The organism is Micromonospora sagamiensis (assembly GCF_014680085.1).
GTDB lineage: Bacteria > Actinomycetota > Actinomycetes > Mycobacteriales > Micromonosporaceae > Micromonospora > Micromonospora inyonensis.
In genome coordinates this window covers 2679028-2694607 of the sequence record NZ_AP023438.1, presented here as the reverse complement: position 1 = coordinate 2694607, position 15580 = coordinate 2679028, and the positions used below count along the sequence as shown (strand labels likewise).

Here is a 15580-nt window from a genome sequence, read left to right as displayed (position 1 = left end):
GCGGCCACGACAAGACCCTGCGCCAGACCGTCATCGCGCTGGCCGCAGGCCAACAACTGGACGAACACGAGAACCCGGGCGAGGCCACGCTGCACGTGCTGCACGGTCACGTCCGCCTGGTCGCCGGTGCCGACGCCAGCGACGTCCACGCCGGGGAACTGCTGGTCGTGCCCGATACCCGGCACCGCCTCGAAGCACTCCAGGACAGCGCCGTGCTCCTGACCGTCGCCAAGCTCGGATAGGTACCGCCAGCTTTCTGACATCACGGTGATGCCACGCGGTTGCGCGTGGCATCACCGTGATGTCATAGTGGCGTCATGGAACTGCGCCCCTACATCGACGCCTTGCGCCACGAGCTTGCGCTCGCCGCCGCAACCGGCGGCGATGACGCCCGCGAGCTGGCTGAACGGCTCACCGCGCCGCTTGAGTCCGCAGCCAGGCTCGCCCTGCTCGACGCCCTCTCCGAAGCGGCAGCCGAGATCACCCGCGACCTCGCGCCCGGCTCGGTGGACCTGCGGCTGCGCAACCGTGAGCCCAGCTTCGTCGTGACGCCGCCGCCCGCCGACCCGTGGACCGACCAGTCAGCCGCTTCGCCGCCGCCCGGTCCGGCACCGGCACCGGCACTGACCCCGGGCGAGGACGAGGCGACCGTGCGGATCAGCCTGCGCCTGCCGGAACACCTGAAGAACCGCGTCGAGCAGGCTGCCGCCCGCGCCGGCGTCTCGATCAACACCTGGCTGATCCGGGCCGCGGCCGCCGCGGCCGACAGCGACGCCGGGCGTCCCGCGACCGGGAGCGCGACCAGCGGCGGCCAGCGCTACACCGGCTGGGTCCGTTGACCCCCGACAGAACGGAGAAGCCCATGCCCACCTTCGACACTCCCGGACCCATTACCGCCTCCGTCGAACTCGTCGCCGGTGACCTGCGGGTGGTCGCGAGCGAACGGCCGGACACGGTCGTGCACGTACGCCCGGGGGACGACACCGAGAAGCGGGACGTACGGGCCGCCGAGCAGACCCGCGTGGAATTCGCGTCCGGCACCCTGACCGTGCGCGGGCCCCGCCAGCCCGGCCTCGGCATCTTCGGCAAGGTCGGTGCCGTCGACGTGCTCGTCGAGCTGCCGGCCGGCTCCGCCCTGGAGGTCGATCTCGGCGTCGGCGGGGTCCGCTGCACCGGGGCGCTGGGCGGCTGCCGGCTGCGCAGCGGCGCCGGTGACCTCCAGGTCGAGCAGGCCGAGAGCCTGTCGGGGACGACCGGAATGGGGCTGGTGGCCGCCGAGACCGTCACCGGCGACGCCAAGCTGACCACCGGCTCGGGCAAGCTCCAGGTGCACTCGGTCGCCGGGCCGGCCGTGCTCAAGAACGGCAACGGCGAGACCTGGGTCGGTCACGCCGGCAGTGACATGCAGATCCGCTCCGCCAACGGCGACATCGCGGCCGACCACGTCGCCGCCTCGATCACCGCGAACACCGCCAGCGGCGACATCCGCGTCCGCGAGCTGGTGCGCGGCTCGGCGACGCTGCGCAGCGCGGCCGGCCGCATCGAGGTCGGCATCCGGACGGGCACCGCGGCCCGGCTCGACGTGCACACCCAGTACGGCAAGGTCCGCAACGAGATGACGACCACCGACGGCCCCGCCGGGACCGACGAGCAGGCCGAGGTGCGCGCGCGTACCGCCTTCGGCGACATCCTGATCCACCGCTCCTGACCCACCCCGCCGTCCCGGCCGTGGCGCTCGTGCCCCGGCCGGCGATGGCCCCTGCCCGAAAACCGCCAGGAGGCGTTCGTGACTACGACAGTGACCACCCGGCCCGCCGTCTCGGTGGCCGGCCTGCGCAAGACGTTCGGCACGAAGGTGGTCCTCGACGGCATCGACCTGACCGTCACCGAAGGCACCGTCTTCGCCCTGCTCGGCCCGAACGGCGCTGGCAAGACGACCATGGTGCGGATCCTCGCCACCCTGCTGCCGCCCGACGGCGGCTCGATCCGCGTCGCCGGGCACGACCTGGCCCGGGAAGCCGACCGGGTGCGTGCGGCGATCGGCCTGACCGGCCAGTTCGCGGCCGTCGACCGCCTGCTCACCGTGCAGGAGAACCTGCGGCTGATGGCCGACCTGCACCGGCTCGGCCGGGCCGAGGGTGGCCGACGGGTGGCCCGGCTGATCGAGCGCTTCGACCTCGGCGAGTCGGCGCGAAAACCGGTGTCGCTGCTCTCCGGCGGTCAGCAGCGTCGCCTGGACCTGGCGATGACCCTGGTCGGCGATCCCCGGTTGATCTTCCTGGACGAGCCCACCACCGGCCTCGACCCGCGCAGCCGGCACGCGATGTGGCAGATCGTCCGGGAGCTGGTCGCCGAGGGCGTCACGGTTTTTCTCACCACCCAGTACCTGGAGGAGGCGGATCAGCTCGCCGATCGGATCGCGGTGCTGGACCAGGGCCGCATCGTGGTCGAGGGCGCACCGGACGAACTCAAACGCCGGATCCCCGGCGGGCACCTGCTGCTGCGCTTCACCGACCCGGACACGTTGCGCGCGGCGGCGGCCGTGCTGGACACGGCGCACCGCGACGACGACGCGCTGACCCTCCAGGTGCCCAGCGACGGCGACGTCGCCTCGTTGCGCGCCGTGCTGGGCACGCTCGACCGGGTCCGGGCCGAGCCCGATCACCTGACGATCCACACCCCGGACCTGGACGACGTGTTCTTCGCCTTCACCGGCGCGCCCGCCACCACCGCGACCTCCGAGGAAACCCGATGACCACCATGGCCCACGCGTTCGCCGACACCCGGACCATGCTCCGCCGGCAACTGCTGCACCTGCGGCGTTACCCGTCGCTGACCGGGCTGCTGATCGGTATGCCAGTGGTCTTCCTGCTGCTCTTCGCCTACGTCTTCGGCGGCACGCTCGGCACCGGCATCGGCGGCGACCGCTCCGCGTACGTGAACTACCTGGCCCCGGGCATCCTGCTGTTCACCATGGCCGGGGCCGCCGCCGGCACCGCCATCTCGGTGGCGATGGACATGACCGAGGGCATCGTCGACCGGTTCCGCAGCATGGCCATCGCCCGGGGCTCGCTGCTGACCGGACACGTGCTCGGCAGCCTGGTGCAGGACTTCCTGGCGGTGGTCGCCGTCCTCGGCGTCGCCCTCCTCATCGGCTTCCGCCCGAACGCCACCGCGGTCGAGTGGCTCGCCGTGATCGGCGTGCTGACCGCGACCGCGTTCGCGCTGACCTGGTTCGCCGTCGCACTCGGGATGGTCGCCGACAGCGTCGAGACGGCCAGCAACACGCCCATGTTCCTGAGCCTGCTGCCGTTCCTGGGCAGCGGGTTCGTGCCCACCGAGACGATGCCGGCCGGGTTGCGCACCTTCGCGGAGTACCAGCCGTTCACACCGATCATCGAGACGCTGCGCGGGCTGCTGCTCGGCTCCGGGATCGGCAACAGCGCGATCGTCGCGCTCGCCTGGTGCGCCGGGATCTCGCTGGTGTCGTACCTGTGGGCCAAGCGCAAGTACAACCAGCGGGCGGCCCGTTAGGACGGGACGCCCCGGCCCGACCGTCCGGGACGGCAGGTGCCCCCGGCTCCCGAGAGGGGAGCCGGGGGCACTGCGATGTCGCCGGCTAGTGCCTCGTCTTGGAGCGTCGACCGGGTTACCGGTCGGTTCTGAGAACTGCGCTCGGCCGGTGACTGCGGGTGTGCGTGTTGGAGGTCAACGCGTGACGGCGGGTGAGCGGACATCTGTTATCGCACGCGGCTGTGGCAGCTCAGATCTACGACACGCCGAGCGGATTACACCTCAGGCAGCCACGAAGCCTCGGATACCCAGTCGGTGCCGGGTCGGGCGAGCCGCGCCGAGCACCTCGTGCACCTCGTCGGCGACCGGCGTGGCGTCCTCGACCTGCCGGCCGGGCGGTGGCACAACGTGCGGCAGTGGCAAATCGGCCAACCGAAATCCGGGTTCGCGATCAACCCCAAGATCCGCCGCCCGGATTACCCGTTCAAGGCTGCGCGACGAGGCACTAGTTGGTCTTGAGGGAGTTGACGAAGTTGCGCCAGTCCGGCGCGGCGAAGGCGAGGATCGGGCCGGTCTTGTCCTTGCTGTCCCGGACGGCGACGGTGCCTTGAAGAGCCGCCACTTCGACACACTGGCCGTTGGCATCGCTTCGGCTGCTCTTGCGCCACACGGCGCGTGACCGGTCCATTGCCGCACCCTCTCTTTCGCTCTACGTCATGTCCTTGGCGATGGCGGCGATCAGGTCGCGGGACTTGTTGACGCTGAGCGCTGCCGCGTGCAGGTGGGTGTAGGTAAGCGTAACGCGCCGCAAGTCGTCCTCCCGTTCGAGATAGGCGTCCCCCGCCTGGCTGACCACGTATACGACCGGGCTGTGGATGTCCTCGGGAAACTCCAGGATCGAGAAGGAGCCCACCGTGCCGGGGTGCCATCCCTCGCTGAACGGCAAGACCTGAAGCTCGATGTTCGGCCGTTCACTCATCTCGATCAGGTGGTGAAGCTGACGTCGCATGACGTCTGGGCCACCGGTCTGACGACGCAGTACGCCCTCGTCCACGATTCCCCAGAACTTCAGTGCTGGCTCTTCGGTCAGGCATGCCTGCCTGGTCATCCGCACTTCAACTCGGCGGCGCGCCTCCTCGCTCTGACCCGGCCATGCGGCACTGGTGATCGCGTAGGCGTATGCCTCCGTCTGGAGCAGGCCCGGTACGACGGCCAGCTCGAAATTCCGTACCGCCGTCGCTGCGGACTCCAGCCCGATGTACATGCTGTACGGGTTCGGAAGCTGCCCGAACTTCGCCCACCAACCGCGCTCCTTGCCCTGGCGCTGGAGTTCAAGAGCGGTGTGCCGGGCTCGCTCGTCCTCGACGCCGTACCGCGTCAGCATCACGATCACGTCAGCGCGGCTGACGCCTACCGCCCCTGATTCGATCTTGTAGATCTTCGACTCCGAGCAGCCCAGCTCTGCCGCGATCTCCTTGTGCGAGACCTTCGCCGCCTCGCGGAGCCGGTGGAGCTCCCGGCCGAGTTGCCAGCGCGCGATCGTCGGGCCGCTTGCCCTCGCCACGTCTACCTCCAGGGTCGTGAACACCGTCAGTGTTCTCCTCTCCACTTTCGAGATCAAGGCACGAAGAGCGAGTCGTCAACGTCCACGGAAATCTTCCATGGAACTCTAGACTTCCCAGATTGATTTCGTCACTCTGGGTTTGGAAGTCGCTACGTTCTGGGAGGCCCGATGGCTCGGCATGCGAAGAACCCGACGTACCCCGGTCTGTTGTGGAGGCTCTGGCCGTTCAGGAGCCGCCGCCGTCGTACGCCCCCGCTCGATCGGGTGGGGCCGGCTACCGCCTACCCGGAGCGGGCCGGGGCGTACCGGGCGGTGGGGGTCGCTCGGGTGGTCTATCCGCCGGAACGGCCACTCCTGACCCTCGCCGGGGAGTGCCGGGCGGGGCTGTGGGCGTGAACGAGTGGCGTGACGTGTCGTTCCTTGTGCAGATGTCCTGGGCGGTGCTCGACTACCACCGCGTCCAGCGGTGCCGGCGGTGCCATCCGGACGGCTGGTGTCCTCGGGTCGCGGTGGCACGTGCCCGGATCCTGGCGTGGCGACGGGTGAAGGACCGGTGGTGAGCGCGTTCCGGGCCGGTGAGCTGCTCCACGTCACCCGTACGGCCAGCGTTCAGTTCGTCAGGCCGATCATGTTCCGCCTCATCCCGGTGCACGCATCGCGGTATGTGCGTGCGATCGCGCGGGTCGGTGGTCATCGTCTCCAGAACAGGAGGTGAGTGACTCCGCTACTAGGGCTCGGCACTGACTCGAGGTGGAAGCGGTCGAGCAGGTCGGTGTGGCTCTCCCACAGCCGTTCGCCTCGGCCGAGGTCGACGGGCGCGACGGCGATGTGCATCGTGTCGACCAGGTCGGCCTCGATGAACTCGCGGATAGTGGCAACTCCACCACCGAGGCGCACGTCCCGACCAGCGGCGGCCTGCTTCGCGCGTGCCAGCGCCTCGGCCGGGCTCGCGTTGAGGAAATGGAAGGTGGTGTCAGCCAGGCTGAACGACGGGCGTTCGTGATGGGTGAGCACGAAGACCGGCGTGTGGAACGGTGGGTTGTCCCCCCACCATCCCTGCCACTCGTGGTTCTCCCATGGGCCACGCTGGGGGCCGAACTTGTTGCGACCCATGATCTCCGCCCCGATGTTGCAGTCGTAGTCGCGGGTCATGTAGTCGTCCAGGCCGCGAGTGCCGCCAGGTTCGGTGCGGTACACAAAGCTGGCGGTGGCGGCGCGCCAAGAGAACAGGGGGGTGGGGTCTGCGTGACCGAAGGGCCGGTCCAAGCTTTGCCCCTCACCGGTACCGAACCCGTCACGCGACACGTTGAAGCACTGCACCCGCAACAACTGCGGCATGTCTCCTCCTCGGGAGCTGAAGAGCAACTTCTGATTGCAACTCGCAACCGGTGGTACCGTACTACCCTGGTGGCATGCCGCAACCAGTAGGGGCCGGTCGCCTGCCCGTGTCAGAGGGAAAATCGGGGTGCCCGATCAATCTGACCGTCGAGCTGCTGGGCGACCGATGGAGCCTGGTTGTGCTGCGGGACGTCATGTTCGGCGGCCACAGGCACTTCCGCGAACTGCTCACGAACTCGATCGAAGGCATCGCGTCGAACATCCTCGCCAGCCGCCTCTCGAAGCTCGTGGACGCGGGTCTGCTCAGTCGGCATGATGACCCGAGCCACCGACAGAAGATCGACTACCGACTCACCGAGGCAGCGATCGAACTCGTTCCGCTCATGGCGCATCTCGGCGCCTGGGGCTCCCGGTGGCTCCCAACAACACCCGAGCTGTCGATTCGCGCCCAGCTTCTCGCTCGCGGCGGTCCTGAGATGTGGGAGAGGTTCATGGACGAACTCCGCGCCGCGCACCTCGAAGGCCGTTCGCAACCTGCCGACGGCGTCCTCGCCGAACTCACCCTGGCCTACGAACGCGCCGCTTCCACAACCTAGTGCCTCGTCGCGCAACCTTGAACGGGTAATCCGGGCGGCGGATCTTGGAGTTGATCGCGAACCGTGCTCGGCGCGGCTCGCCCGACCCGGCACCAACTGGGTATCCGAGGCTTCGTGGCTGCCTGAGGTGTAATCCGCTCGGCGTGTCGTAGATCTGAGCTGCCACAGCCGCGTGCGATAACAGATGTCCGCTCACCCGCCGTCACGCGTTGACCTCCAACACGCACACCCGCAGTCACCGGCCGAGCGCAGTTCTCAGAACCGACCGGTAACCCGGTCGACGCTCCAAGACGAGGCACTAGGTGTCCAGGGTCGATGATGTCGGAGGTGGCCGTTGGTCTTCGTGGAACCTACGGCCGCCGCAGCTAGGCGGTGGTGCGGAGCGGAGCGGGTCAGCGCCCATCGCAGGTGGGCTGGACGGACGGACCGGCTGGGTCTGACCGGCGTCTCACCGATCGGACCCGGCCGGCAGGATTCGTACTACCGCTACGACGTGGTCAGGCCGTCGCGGCGACGTGCGGGACCCCGGGTGCGGAGTCCCCCTCGGAGGTGTGGAACCGGTCCATCAGGAACGGTTCGATGGGATGCGACGGTTGCTCGCCGATGGCGAGTTCGGCGAGGATGCGGCCGGTGAGGGGAGCGTTCAGTACCCCGGTGCGGAAGTGGCCGCAGGCATTCAGATAACCGGACAGGCCCTCGACCGGGCCGAGGATCGGCAACTCGTCCGAGGTTCCCGGACGTAGTCCCGCCCAGACCCGTTTGACGTTGGCGCGGGCGAGTGCCGGGACGGCCCTGACCGCACCGGCGGAGAGGTTGCGGATGGCCGTCTCGCTGGTACCGGTGTCGAAGCCGACCATCTCCGTGGTGCTGCCGATGATGATCTCGCCATGCTGCTTCTGTGCGAGGTAGCAGTCGGTGGTGGAGATGCAGGCGTTGAGCAGTTCCGGAAGGGTTTCCGTGCAGACGATCTGACCCCGCACCGGGTGGACCGGTACGTCGATGCCGGCCATCTCCCCGATCTGCCCCGCCCAGGCGCCGGCCGCGTTGACCAGTGTGTCGCACCCGATGGTCCGGTCGGCGGTGCGGATGCCGACCACGCGGTCTCCGATGCGCAGCACACCGGTCACCTCGGTGTGCGTCAGGACGGTCGCGCCGTGCACCCGGGCCCCGGCCCGAAGGGCGTCCGCCAGTTTGTACGGGTTGAGTTGGTCGTCACCGTGGAAGCGGAGCGCGCCGTGGACGTCGCGGGTCAACGCCGGCTCGGCGGTGGCGACCTCCTCCGGGGTCAACCACTCGAAACGGGAGCGTTGCTGCGGATAGTCGTCCCAGAGCGCCCGGGCGAAGACCTTGTCGTGTTCGTCGTACATCAGGAAGAGGAGCGAGGTGCGTTCCAGCTCGACGTCCATGCCCGTCTCGTCGTGCAGGTTCGCCGCCAGGTCGGGGAACATGGCGTTCGACTCGAGCGCGAAGTCGAGGAAACTGCGGGGCAGACGGCCGGGGTGTTGCACGTCGGCGTCGGCGGCGGACTGGGCCCGGGCGAAGATGACGCCGCAGCCCAGGCCCACCGACTCTCCCATCGGCCAGAGCCCACCGGCGGACGCGGACGTCGCCCGTCCGCGCTTGGGCGTGTCGACGAGCGCGACCTCCAGTCCGTTCAGCGCCGCGTAGTACGCGACCGCGCAGCCGATGACGCCACCGCCGACCACCACCACCGAGTAGTGAGTCTTCACCGTCGTCCTCCCTGCTGTCCGGCGAGCGTGCCCAACGTGACCGGTTTGACCGGCGGCCGGGGATTGATCCGTCCCGCGTCCACCGGGGTGCAGCCGGTGGCTCCGCAGAGCAGCCCCGTCGTCGACGGTGCGCAGTTGCGCCCCTGGCAGGCACCCATACCGAGCCGGGTGCGGAGCTTCACCGCCTGGAGGTTCCGTGCCCCCTCGTCGATCGCGTCCCGCACCTCGGCCCGGGTCACCTCCTCGCAGCGGCAGAGGAGCGTGGCGTCGGTGGCGAGTTCCGACAGTCCGGGCCGGATGTACGAGATCTCGTCGAGTGCCTCGCGTACCGGTGTCAGGGAGCGGAGCCGGCGCTCGGCGGGGCGGCGTCGTCGTCGGGCCTCGGTTTCGGTGAGCCTTCCGGCCTGTTCGGCGGCGGTGATGCCGGCGATCCGCCCCTCCTCGACGGCGACCAGCACACCGGCGACACCGGCTCCGTCCCCCACGGCGAAGACTCCGGGTACCGACGTCTGCATCGTGGTGTCGCGTACCGGAACCCAGCCGCCGACCCGGTCGAGGTGCACCATCCGGCAGCCGACCAGCTCGCAGAGTTCGGTGCCGGGGACGAAGCCGAAACCGGAGACCAGGAGGTCGACCTCGACCCGGCTGGCCTGTTCCCGGATCGGCCGCCAGTCCGCCGGGGCCACCGGGCCGTACGTCACGCTGTCCAGCATGCCGTCGCCGTGCGCCTGGAAGACGGTGTGGTTGTACCGGATGGGAATGCCAGCCCGTAGCAGGTCGAACCGGTACCGGGCACCGTCGGTCAACATTCCCCACTGGCGTCGGGCACGGACCAGGGTGCCGGCGGTGAACGCGGACCGACCGGCCTCCAGCAGAGCCACCACCCGTACGCCCGCCCGGTGGAGTTGGCCGGCCACCACGAGGAGCAGTGGACCGGTACCGGCCACGAGTGCGCGTTCGCCGGGGCGGACCCGCATCGCCTTCAGGAGGGCCTGGGTGCCTCCGGCGGTGATGACACCGGGCAGGGTCCAGCCGGGGAAGGGCACCGGGCGGTCGTAGGCGCCGGTGGCCAGGACGAGTCGTTCGGCGATGACCTCGGTGGGGCCGGTCTCCGCGGACGAGCAGACCAGCCGCCGACCGTCGACGATGTCCAGCACGGTGGTTCCGGACCGTACCTCGACCAGGTCGCCCACCTCGGCCAACCCGGCCCGGAGCCGGTCACCTCGGCGGTGGTCCCGCCCGAGGCGCCGCCGGTCGTGGACGGTGAACTCGCGGGGAAGGTCCCGGTAGATCTGGCCGCCGATCCTGGGGGCCTCGTCGATCAGCAGGCACCGTAGACCTGTCCGGGCCGCCTCGGTGGCGGCGGCGATGCCGGCCGGGCCGCCTCCGACGACGACGAGCGGCCACACCTCGGAGGCTCCGGTCGGGGCGCTCATCGCGTACCGTCCCGGTCGACGCTCTCGACCTGCATGCCGTCCTTTACCGGGGTGACACAGGTGCGTACCCGGCGTCCGTCGATGCTCATCACGCATTCGAAACAGACCCCGATTCCGCAGTAGACCCCACGTGGTTCGCCCCGCCGTGGGGCTTTCCGTAGCTCGCGTCGGCCAGCTGCGAGAAGCGTGGCGGCCACGCTCTCGCCTTCGAATGCCGACACGGTGGTGCCGTCAGCAGTGATGTGTACCTGGCGTCCTCGCTCGACCATTCCTCTGAGTCTGCGATCACGTGCCGCCAAGGCTCTGCGCCTCCTCACCAATCCGACCGGTGGCCGGAACGGCCACCGGAGCCGAAACGTTACGATGCGGCAAACAGTTTGACGCTCATCAATGGAATAATGTCGATCCGGCCTCGCTTTTTCAGATACTGAAAGGTAAGTGTCCGGCGGTGCTGGGTCCGGTTCGCCCGTCAGGGTTCGGCGGGAATCCCATCGGTGGACAATGGGCGGATGCTGCCATCGCGAGCAGGGTCAATCGGCAGAATCGTCGCGTTGCTGTTCGGCTTTCGCATCTGCGACAACCCGCACAACTCCGTATCGGCGAAGATCCCGTCGTGCCCAACAGCGCTGACGCATCCAAGAACGTCACTGGGCGGGTGAGTGGTTTCCGACACACCGCCGGGCTAGTACTCCAGCCGGGGATGTTGACCTTGGCTGAGCTGCGGGTTGGTGTGGTGGGAGAACGAGTACAGCCACCGTCGATCATGGGCGGTTGTGTGGACTGACCATGACGCGGCGGTGGCTGCGAGATACAGGGTAGACGCCCAACGGTGGCGGGTGTTGTTCGACGGCCTGATGTTGACGGTCGGGCATCGTTTCCGCAGGCCCGAGCCTCGCCGTCGGGTGTGTGACTTCGTTCGGGGCCTACTGGCGCCGTTACCGTCGAAGAACTGCTGGACGATCGCCGAGCATGCCGGAGACACCAGCCCGGACGGGATGCAGGACCTGTTGATCCGGGTGAAGTGGGACGACGCCGCCGTTCGCGCTGATGTCCGCGAGTTCGTCGACCAGCACCTCGGTGATACCGAGGCGGTGCTGGTCATCGACGAGACGGGGGACCTGAAGAAGGGCCGGCACACCGTCGGTGTCCAGCGGCAGTACTCAGGCACGGCCGGCAAGATCGAGAACTGTCAGCTCGCCGTGCACCTCGTCTACGCCACCGACACCGCTCACGCAATGGTCGACACGGCCCTCTACCTGCCGAAGTCTTGGTGCGACGACCCCGAACGCCGGACGCGGGCAGGTGTCCCCGAGCAGGTGCGGTTCGCCACGAAGCCGCAGCTGGCAGCCCGGATGATCACCGCCGCGGTCACCGCCGGGTTGCCGTGTCGCTGGGTGGCCGGCGACGAGGCCTACGGCAACGATCCACGCCTCGCCGCCCGGCTGCGTCAGCTGCGCCTGGGCTACGTTCTGGCCGTGGCCCGGTCCCATCAGGTCACCACCGGCCTCGGCGTCTACCGCGTCGACGCACTGGCCACCGGTCTTCCTCCCACCGTCTGGCAGCGCATCTCCGCCGGCAGGGGCGCGAAAGGTCACCGCTGGTACGACTGGTCCTACACCGCCCTACCGGCCGCCACCGACACGCACGGCGGACACCACTGGCTCCTGATCCGCCGTAACCGCCGCACCGGTGAGCTGGCCTTCTACCGCTGCTGGTCACCGGAACCCGTCCCACTGCACCGCCTGGTCGCGGTAGCCGGCCGCCGCTGGAAGATCGAAGAAGCCTTCCAGGCCGCGAAGACCGGACTCGGCCTGGACCAGCACCAACACCGCCGCTGGCGGTCCTGGCACCGCTGGACCACCCTGGTGATCCTGGCCCACGCCTTCCTCGCCGCCGCGACCGCCAACCACCACCATCAACCAGTCGGGCTGATCCCACTGACCGTCAACGAACTACGCCACCTGTTCCACGTCCTGATCATCGAACCCACCCGCCGCCGAGCGGACCCACTGCTCTGGTCGATCCGCCGACGCCGTCACCAAGCCCAAGCCATGACCAGCCACTACGCCCGACAAGCCCTCACTGAACCGTGATCACGATCCCCGGCTGGAGTACTAGGGTGATCGCGTGAGTACCCGCCACTTGCCGGCGCAGATTGGCGATCTGCCCCCGATCGGACGGCCCGCCAACGGCGCCCTGCTCGCGGCCGGCGTCACGACGCTCGCCCAGGTGGCCACCTGGTGCCGCCGCGACCTGCTGGCCCTGCACGGGGTCGGGCCGAAGGCGGTCGCCATCCTGGACGCCGCGCTGGCCGAGCAGGGCCTCGCCTTCGCCGACAGCCCCGCTGGCTCCGCCCACCCCTGACCGAGGGAGGGGACTGGTGGAACCGACTCCGTCCCTGGTGGCCGGTGACCACCGCGTCGGGCTTCGGCAGGAGTCGAAGAGGCAGCCAGGGACGGCTACCCGCCGACGTCTCTGTTTGATCTAATCCGGTGTCCGGAGCGCCTTAAGCGCGACGGGCCCCTCAGGATCAGGAGAGTCAGTCATGACCGTCCCGCAGCGTGTCGCGATCGTCACCGGTGGATCCCAGGGCATCGGCCGCCAGATCGTGAAGCGGTTGGCCGCGGACGGCTACGCGGTGGTGCTGAACTTCGCCACCAGCAAGGTCGAGGCGGAGCGGACCGTGGCCGAGATCGTCGCCGCCGGTGGAAGCGCCGTCGCGGTGCAGGCCGACGTCGCCGACGAGTTCGCCGTGGCCAGGCTCTTCGACACCGCCGAGCAGACCTACGGCGGAATCGACGTCGTCGTGAACTCGGCCGGGATCGTGGTCCACGCCCCTATCGCCGAGCTGGACCTCGCGGATCTGGACCGGGTGCACCGGACGAACGTCCGCGGCACCTTCGTGGTCGACCAGCAGGCGGCCCGCCGGGTCCGGCCCGGAGGCGCGATCGTCAACATCTCCAGCACGACGCCCAAACTGTCCCTGCCCACCTACTCCGCCTATGCCGCCAGCAAGGCCGCGGTGGACGCGATCACCCTGATCCTGGCCCGGGAGCTGGGGGAACGCGACATCACCGTGAACGCTGTCGCGCCCGGGGCCACCGCTACCGCCCTCTTCCTCGACGGCAAGGACGAGCAGGCCATCGCCCGGATGGCGGCGATGTCGCCGATGAACCGGCTCGGCGAACCAGCCGACACGGCCGACGTGGTGGCCTTCCTCGTCAGTCCGGCCGGGCGGTGGATCAACGGCCAGGTGCTGTACGTCAACGGCGGTGCCGCCTGACACTCCGCGTGCCCTGCGCGGGTCGTCGCGGGATGTGCTCTCAGCCGTACGGCAGCCGGATGGCGTTGTCCGCCATCCGGCTGCCGTGTCCCTCGTGGGGCCTACTCGGCGGGCCGGCCCTGCGCCGACGACCCCCTCGGGTGCGCTCGCTCAGCCGGTGACCGGCACCAGCCTGATCAACTCCCAGCCGCCTTCCGGAACGTCGTCGGTCGGGTCGGTACGCAGGTTCATCGGATTACCCGTGCCGAGGTACAGGGTCGACCCGACCGGGACCATCGTGCGGAAGCCGTAGTTGAGGTGGTTGCCCAGTCCCCTGGTGTCCACCGCCGTGGCGGGCTTCAGGCTCGACTCGTACATCCACAGGTCACCGCCGTAGAGCTGCGGGTCGATCACGATCGGGTCCAACTCGCTGCTGAGCCCGGTGGCCGCGCCCCGGAAGCCCATCTGGGCGGCAGTCTCGGGTATCAGGTCCTTCGCGAGGTAACTCCAGTCCATGGTGCCGATGAACAGTCGTCCGCCGGCCACCTCCATGGTCCAGGTGTAGTTGGTGTAGATGTTGCCGAAGCCGATGCGGCCGTGCAGCGGGTGGTGCCCGGTGGAGACGTTCGTCCAGGCACCCGCGCCGTTGTTCGCGGTCGCGTCGTACGCCGGCAGCTTCTCCTCGCCGTAGAGCAGATCCACGTCCTCGAAGAGGGTGCCGAACCGCTTGCCCCGGAAGATGCTCACCGCGCGCTGGGATTTCTCCAGCACCGCCCGAGCCTCGACCTCGTCCCCCGGCGGGTACGCCTCGGCGATCTTGCTCGTCGACTTCATCGGAACGTGCATCGTGCCCCAGTAGAGGTAACCGTCGTACGACATCAGGGCACCGAGGCCGTACGTGCCGGCGATGATCGGATCCGGCTCGTAGGAGGACGCGCTCCACACCAGCTTCCAGCGTCCGGTGTCGTTCGCCGTCAGCCCGGGGTCCCCGTCCGTCAGCGGCGGGCTCATCCACACCCCGGCGACTCCGGGGTCCGCCTCCTCGACCGGCTTGATGCCGATGAGGCCGAGCAGCGATCCGGTGAGGTTTCCGATCAGGCCGGATCCGCTGGTCGTCGAACCTGCGGCGAGCGTGCCACCGCCCGCCGCCGACCAGGTGCTGACGAAGATCCGGCCCTCGTGCACCGCCAGGTCGGCGACCTGGGCCGCCAGTTGCCCGACCTCGACGAAGGCGAACGGGTTCGTGCGGTCCCCGGCCCATCGCAGGACGTACCCGCCCTCACGGCCGTTCGCGCCGACCCCCACGCCGGCATAGAGCACGTTGTCGGCGATCACGAAGTTGCGGATGTTGCCGTACTTGGCGAAGTTCGCCGAGCCGAGGTACTGCCCGGTCACCGTGTCGAACGCGAACATGTTGACCGACTGCCCGAGGGCGGGCCCGGCCAGCAGGACGACTCCCTGGTGCGTCGCACCGGCCCGCAGCCCCAGCGTCCGGCGCAGCCGGGAGGCGTCGTCGGTGGAGGCGTTCTTGACGTCGTCGGTCTTCTCGGTCAGCACACGGGAGGACTCGTCGTAGACGTAGGCCCGGGGATGGCGGTGGTCGCCGACGTTGGTCGGCATGGTCGGGTTCTGTTTGACGATCTGACTCTCCGCGAACTCGCACACGTAGTCGTCGTTGAGTCGGGGATTCGGCCGGGAGAGGGTCGTGCCGCCGACGATGCAGTTGACGTTCGCCCCGGTGCCGAACCACAGGCGATTGTTGGCCCGGGCGAGTGACCACACGTAGGCCTGGTTGACCTTGGCTTGTCCCTGCGCGCACGGGGGGCCGGCCGGATAGGGCATGCCGATCCCGTCGAAGCACTCGTCGGGCGCGGCCTTGGCGAGCAGTTCGTGCTGGAACGTCGGTGGTGGGGACGGCAACAGCCCCGCCGCCGCCGACGGGGTGGCGGCAAGAGCCGGCAGGACCCCGAGAACGACGACAGCGGACAGGAGCCGCCAGCGAATCTTTTTGCTCCGGTGCACCCTTTTCCCTCTCTTTCGACGCGAAACGCCCGCGCCGACGTACCGACGTTCACCGTTTGCGACGAAACCACAGGATTTGATAGCTCGATATCGATATCGAGCGTCGACAGCGTACCGGC

18 protein-coding genes are annotated in these 15580 nt (G+C 69.1%); 10 read left to right on the top strand and 8 right to left on the bottom strand.

Features of this window, described 5'->3' with window-relative positions:
- The first annotated feature begins 317 nt into the window (after positions 1-317).
- From IGA62_RS11655 to IGA62_RS11640, 4 genes are all read left to right on the top strand, one after another.
- On the top strand, positions 318-839 hold the full coding sequence (locus IGA62_RS11655; RefSeq protein WP_145821647.1) for a toxin-antitoxin system HicB family antitoxin: 522 nt from the start codon (positions 318-320) through the stop codon (positions 837-839).
- Positions 840-862: 23 nt separating this feature from the next.
- Positions 863-1708, top strand: coding sequence for a DUF4097 family beta strand repeat-containing protein (locus IGA62_RS11650; RefSeq protein WP_145821648.1), 846 nt, complete (start codon positions 863-865; stop codon positions 1706-1708).
- Between the two features lie 78 nt (positions 1709-1786).
- Complete coding sequence (locus IGA62_RS11645; RefSeq protein WP_145821649.1) at positions 1787-2755, top strand: ATP-binding cassette domain-containing protein; 969 nt, start codon at positions 1787-1789, stop codon at positions 2753-2755.
- Complete coding sequence (locus IGA62_RS11640; RefSeq protein ID WP_145821650.1) at positions 2752-3534, top strand: ABC transporter permease; 783 nt, start codon at positions 2752-2754, stop codon at positions 3532-3534. The genes IGA62_RS11645 and IGA62_RS11640 overlap by 4 nt, the downstream gene beginning before the upstream one ends.
- A 261-nt stretch (positions 3535-3795) precedes the next feature.
- Here the strand turns inward: IGA62_RS11640 and IGA62_RS11635 are convergent, their stop codons facing one another.
- The 3 genes from IGA62_RS11635 to IGA62_RS11625 all read right to left on the bottom strand — a co-directional run bounded on the left by IGA62_RS11635 (position 3796) and on the right by IGA62_RS11625 (position 5101).
- Positions 3796-3945: a hypothetical protein gene (locus IGA62_RS11635; RefSeq protein ID WP_186499685.1), complete on the bottom strand. Its 150-nt coding sequence runs from the start codon at positions 3943-3945 to the stop codon at positions 3796-3798.
- 73 nt (positions 3946-4018) lie between these two features.
- The gene (locus tag IGA62_RS11630; RefSeq protein ID WP_145821651.1) at positions 4019-4201 is read right to left on the bottom strand and encodes a DUF397 domain-containing protein; all 183 of its coding nucleotides are present in this window, start codon (positions 4199-4201) and stop codon (positions 4019-4021) included.
- A gap of 21 nt (positions 4202-4222) precedes the next feature.
- A complete protein-coding gene (locus IGA62_RS11625; protein ID WP_232624964.1) occupies positions 4223-5101 on the bottom strand; it encodes a helix-turn-helix domain-containing protein in 879 nt (292 codons plus the stop codon).
- 144 nt (positions 5102-5245) lie between these two features.
- Here IGA62_RS11625 and IGA62_RS11620 point away from each other — a divergent pair, with 144 nt between their 5' ends.
- Both IGA62_RS11620 and IGA62_RS11615 read left to right on the top strand, forming a co-directional pair.
- Positions 5246-5473, top strand: coding sequence for a hypothetical protein (locus IGA62_RS11620; RefSeq protein ID WP_145821652.1), 228 nt, complete (start codon positions 5246-5248; stop codon positions 5471-5473).
- Positions 5470-5637, top strand: a complete 168-nt coding sequence (locus tag IGA62_RS11615; protein WP_186500135.1) for a hypothetical protein — start codon at positions 5470-5472, stop codon at positions 5635-5637. Before IGA62_RS11620 ends, IGA62_RS11615 begins: the two co-directional genes overlap by 4 nt.
- Positions 5638-5767: 130 nt before the next feature.
- Here the strand turns inward: IGA62_RS11615 and IGA62_RS11610 are convergent, their stop codons facing one another.
- Positions 5768-6415 carry a dihydrofolate reductase family protein gene (locus IGA62_RS11610; protein WP_145821653.1) on the bottom strand — a complete coding sequence of 216 codons (648 nt, stop codon included), beginning with the start codon at positions 6413-6415 and terminating at the stop codon, positions 5768-5770.
- Between the two features lie 74 nt (positions 6416-6489).
- Here IGA62_RS11610 and IGA62_RS11605 point away from each other — a divergent pair, with 74 nt between their 5' ends.
- The gene (locus IGA62_RS11605; RefSeq protein ID WP_145821654.1) at positions 6490-7011 is read left to right on the top strand and encodes a winged helix-turn-helix transcriptional regulator; all 522 of its coding nucleotides are present in this window, start codon (positions 6490-6492) and stop codon (positions 7009-7011) included.
- Positions 7012-7508: 497 nt separating this feature from the next.
- Here the strand turns inward: IGA62_RS11605 and IGA62_RS11600 are convergent, their stop codons facing one another.
- The 3 genes from IGA62_RS11600 to IGA62_RS30910 are packed head-to-tail and all read right to left on the bottom strand — an operon-like array spanning position 7509 to position 10446.
- On the bottom strand, positions 7509-8741 hold the full coding sequence (locus IGA62_RS11600; RefSeq protein WP_145821655.1) for an NAD(P)/FAD-dependent oxidoreductase: 1233 nt from the start codon (positions 8739-8741) through the stop codon (positions 7509-7511).
- Positions 8738-10177, bottom strand: coding sequence for an FAD/NAD(P)-dependent oxidoreductase (locus tag IGA62_RS11595; protein ID WP_186500137.1), 1440 nt, complete (start codon positions 10175-10177; stop codon positions 8738-8740). Before IGA62_RS11595 ends, IGA62_RS11600 begins: the two co-directional genes overlap by 4 nt.
- Entirely contained in the window at positions 10174-10446 is a 273-nt protein-coding gene (locus tag IGA62_RS30910; RefSeq protein WP_145815062.1) for a (2Fe-2S)-binding protein, read from the bottom strand. Before IGA62_RS30910 ends, IGA62_RS11595 begins: the two co-directional genes overlap by 4 nt.
- 585 nt (positions 10447-11031) lie before the next feature.
- Between IGA62_RS30910 and IGA62_RS11585 the strand changes: the two genes are divergently transcribed.
- The 3 genes from IGA62_RS11585 (at position 11032) to IGA62_RS11575 (ending at position 13460) form a co-directional block, all read left to right on the top strand.
- Positions 11032-12270, top strand: coding sequence for an IS701 family transposase (locus tag IGA62_RS11585; RefSeq protein ID WP_186500139.1), 1239 nt, complete (start codon positions 11032-11034; stop codon positions 12268-12270).
- Between the two features lie 34 nt (positions 12271-12304).
- Positions 12305-12541 (top strand): helix-hairpin-helix domain-containing protein, encoded by a 237-nt coding sequence (locus IGA62_RS11580; protein ID WP_145815064.1) that lies wholly within the window; start codon positions 12305-12307, stop codon positions 12539-12541.
- Between the two features lie 181 nt (positions 12542-12722).
- Complete coding sequence (locus IGA62_RS11575; protein WP_145815065.1) at positions 12723-13460, top strand: SDR family oxidoreductase; 738 nt, start codon at positions 12723-12725, stop codon at positions 13458-13460.
- A 150-nt stretch (positions 13461-13610) separates the two neighbouring features.
- Here IGA62_RS11575 and IGA62_RS11570 read toward each other — a convergent pair whose 3' ends face one another.
- The gene (locus tag IGA62_RS11570; RefSeq protein ID WP_145815066.1) at positions 13611-15461 is read right to left on the bottom strand and encodes a hypothetical protein; all 1851 of its coding nucleotides are present in this window, start codon (positions 15459-15461) and stop codon (positions 13611-13613) included.
- Between the last annotated feature and the right edge of the window lie 119 nt (positions 15462-15580).

What these genes read in the sequence shown, in the direction of transcription:
- IGA62_RS11655 (WP_145821647.1), top strand. Translation starts at nt 318, where the DNA reads ATGGAACTGCGCCCCTACATCGACGCCTTGCGCCACGAGCTTGCGCTC.
- IGA62_RS30910 (WP_145815062.1), bottom strand. Translation starts at nt 10,446, where the DNA reads ATGGTCGAGCGAGGACGCCAGGTACACATCACTGCTGACGGCACCACC.
- IGA62_RS11595 (WP_186500137.1), bottom strand. Translation starts at nt 10,177, where the DNA reads ATGAGCGCCCCGACCGGAGCCTCCGAGGTGTGGCCGCTCGTCGTCGTC.
- IGA62_RS11650 (WP_145821648.1), top strand. Translation starts at nt 863, where the DNA reads ATGCCCACCTTCGACACTCCCGGACCCATTACCGCCTCCGTCGAACTC.
- IGA62_RS11630 (WP_145821651.1), bottom strand. Translation starts at nt 4,201, where the DNA reads ATGGACCGGTCACGCGCCGTGTGGCGCAAGAGCAGCCGAAGCGATGCC.
- IGA62_RS11610 (WP_145821653.1), bottom strand. Translation starts at nt 6,415, where the DNA reads ATGCCGCAGTTGTTGCGGGTGCAGTGCTTCAACGTGTCGCGTGACGGG.
- IGA62_RS11585 (WP_186500139.1), top strand. Translation starts at nt 11,032, where the DNA reads ATGTTGACGGTCGGGCATCGTTTCCGCAGGCCCGAGCCTCGCCGTCGG.
- IGA62_RS11640 (WP_145821650.1), top strand. Translation starts at nt 2,752, where the DNA reads ATGACCACCATGGCCCACGCGTTCGCCGACACCCGGACCATGCTCCGC.
- IGA62_RS11575 (WP_145815065.1), top strand. Translation starts at nt 12,723, where the DNA reads ATGACCGTCCCGCAGCGTGTCGCGATCGTCACCGGTGGATCCCAGGGC.
- IGA62_RS11605 (WP_145821654.1), top strand. Translation starts at nt 6,490, where the DNA reads ATGCCGCAACCAGTAGGGGCCGGTCGCCTGCCCGTGTCAGAGGGAAAA.
- IGA62_RS11620 (WP_145821652.1), top strand. Translation starts at nt 5,246, where the DNA reads ATGGCTCGGCATGCGAAGAACCCGACGTACCCCGGTCTGTTGTGGAGG.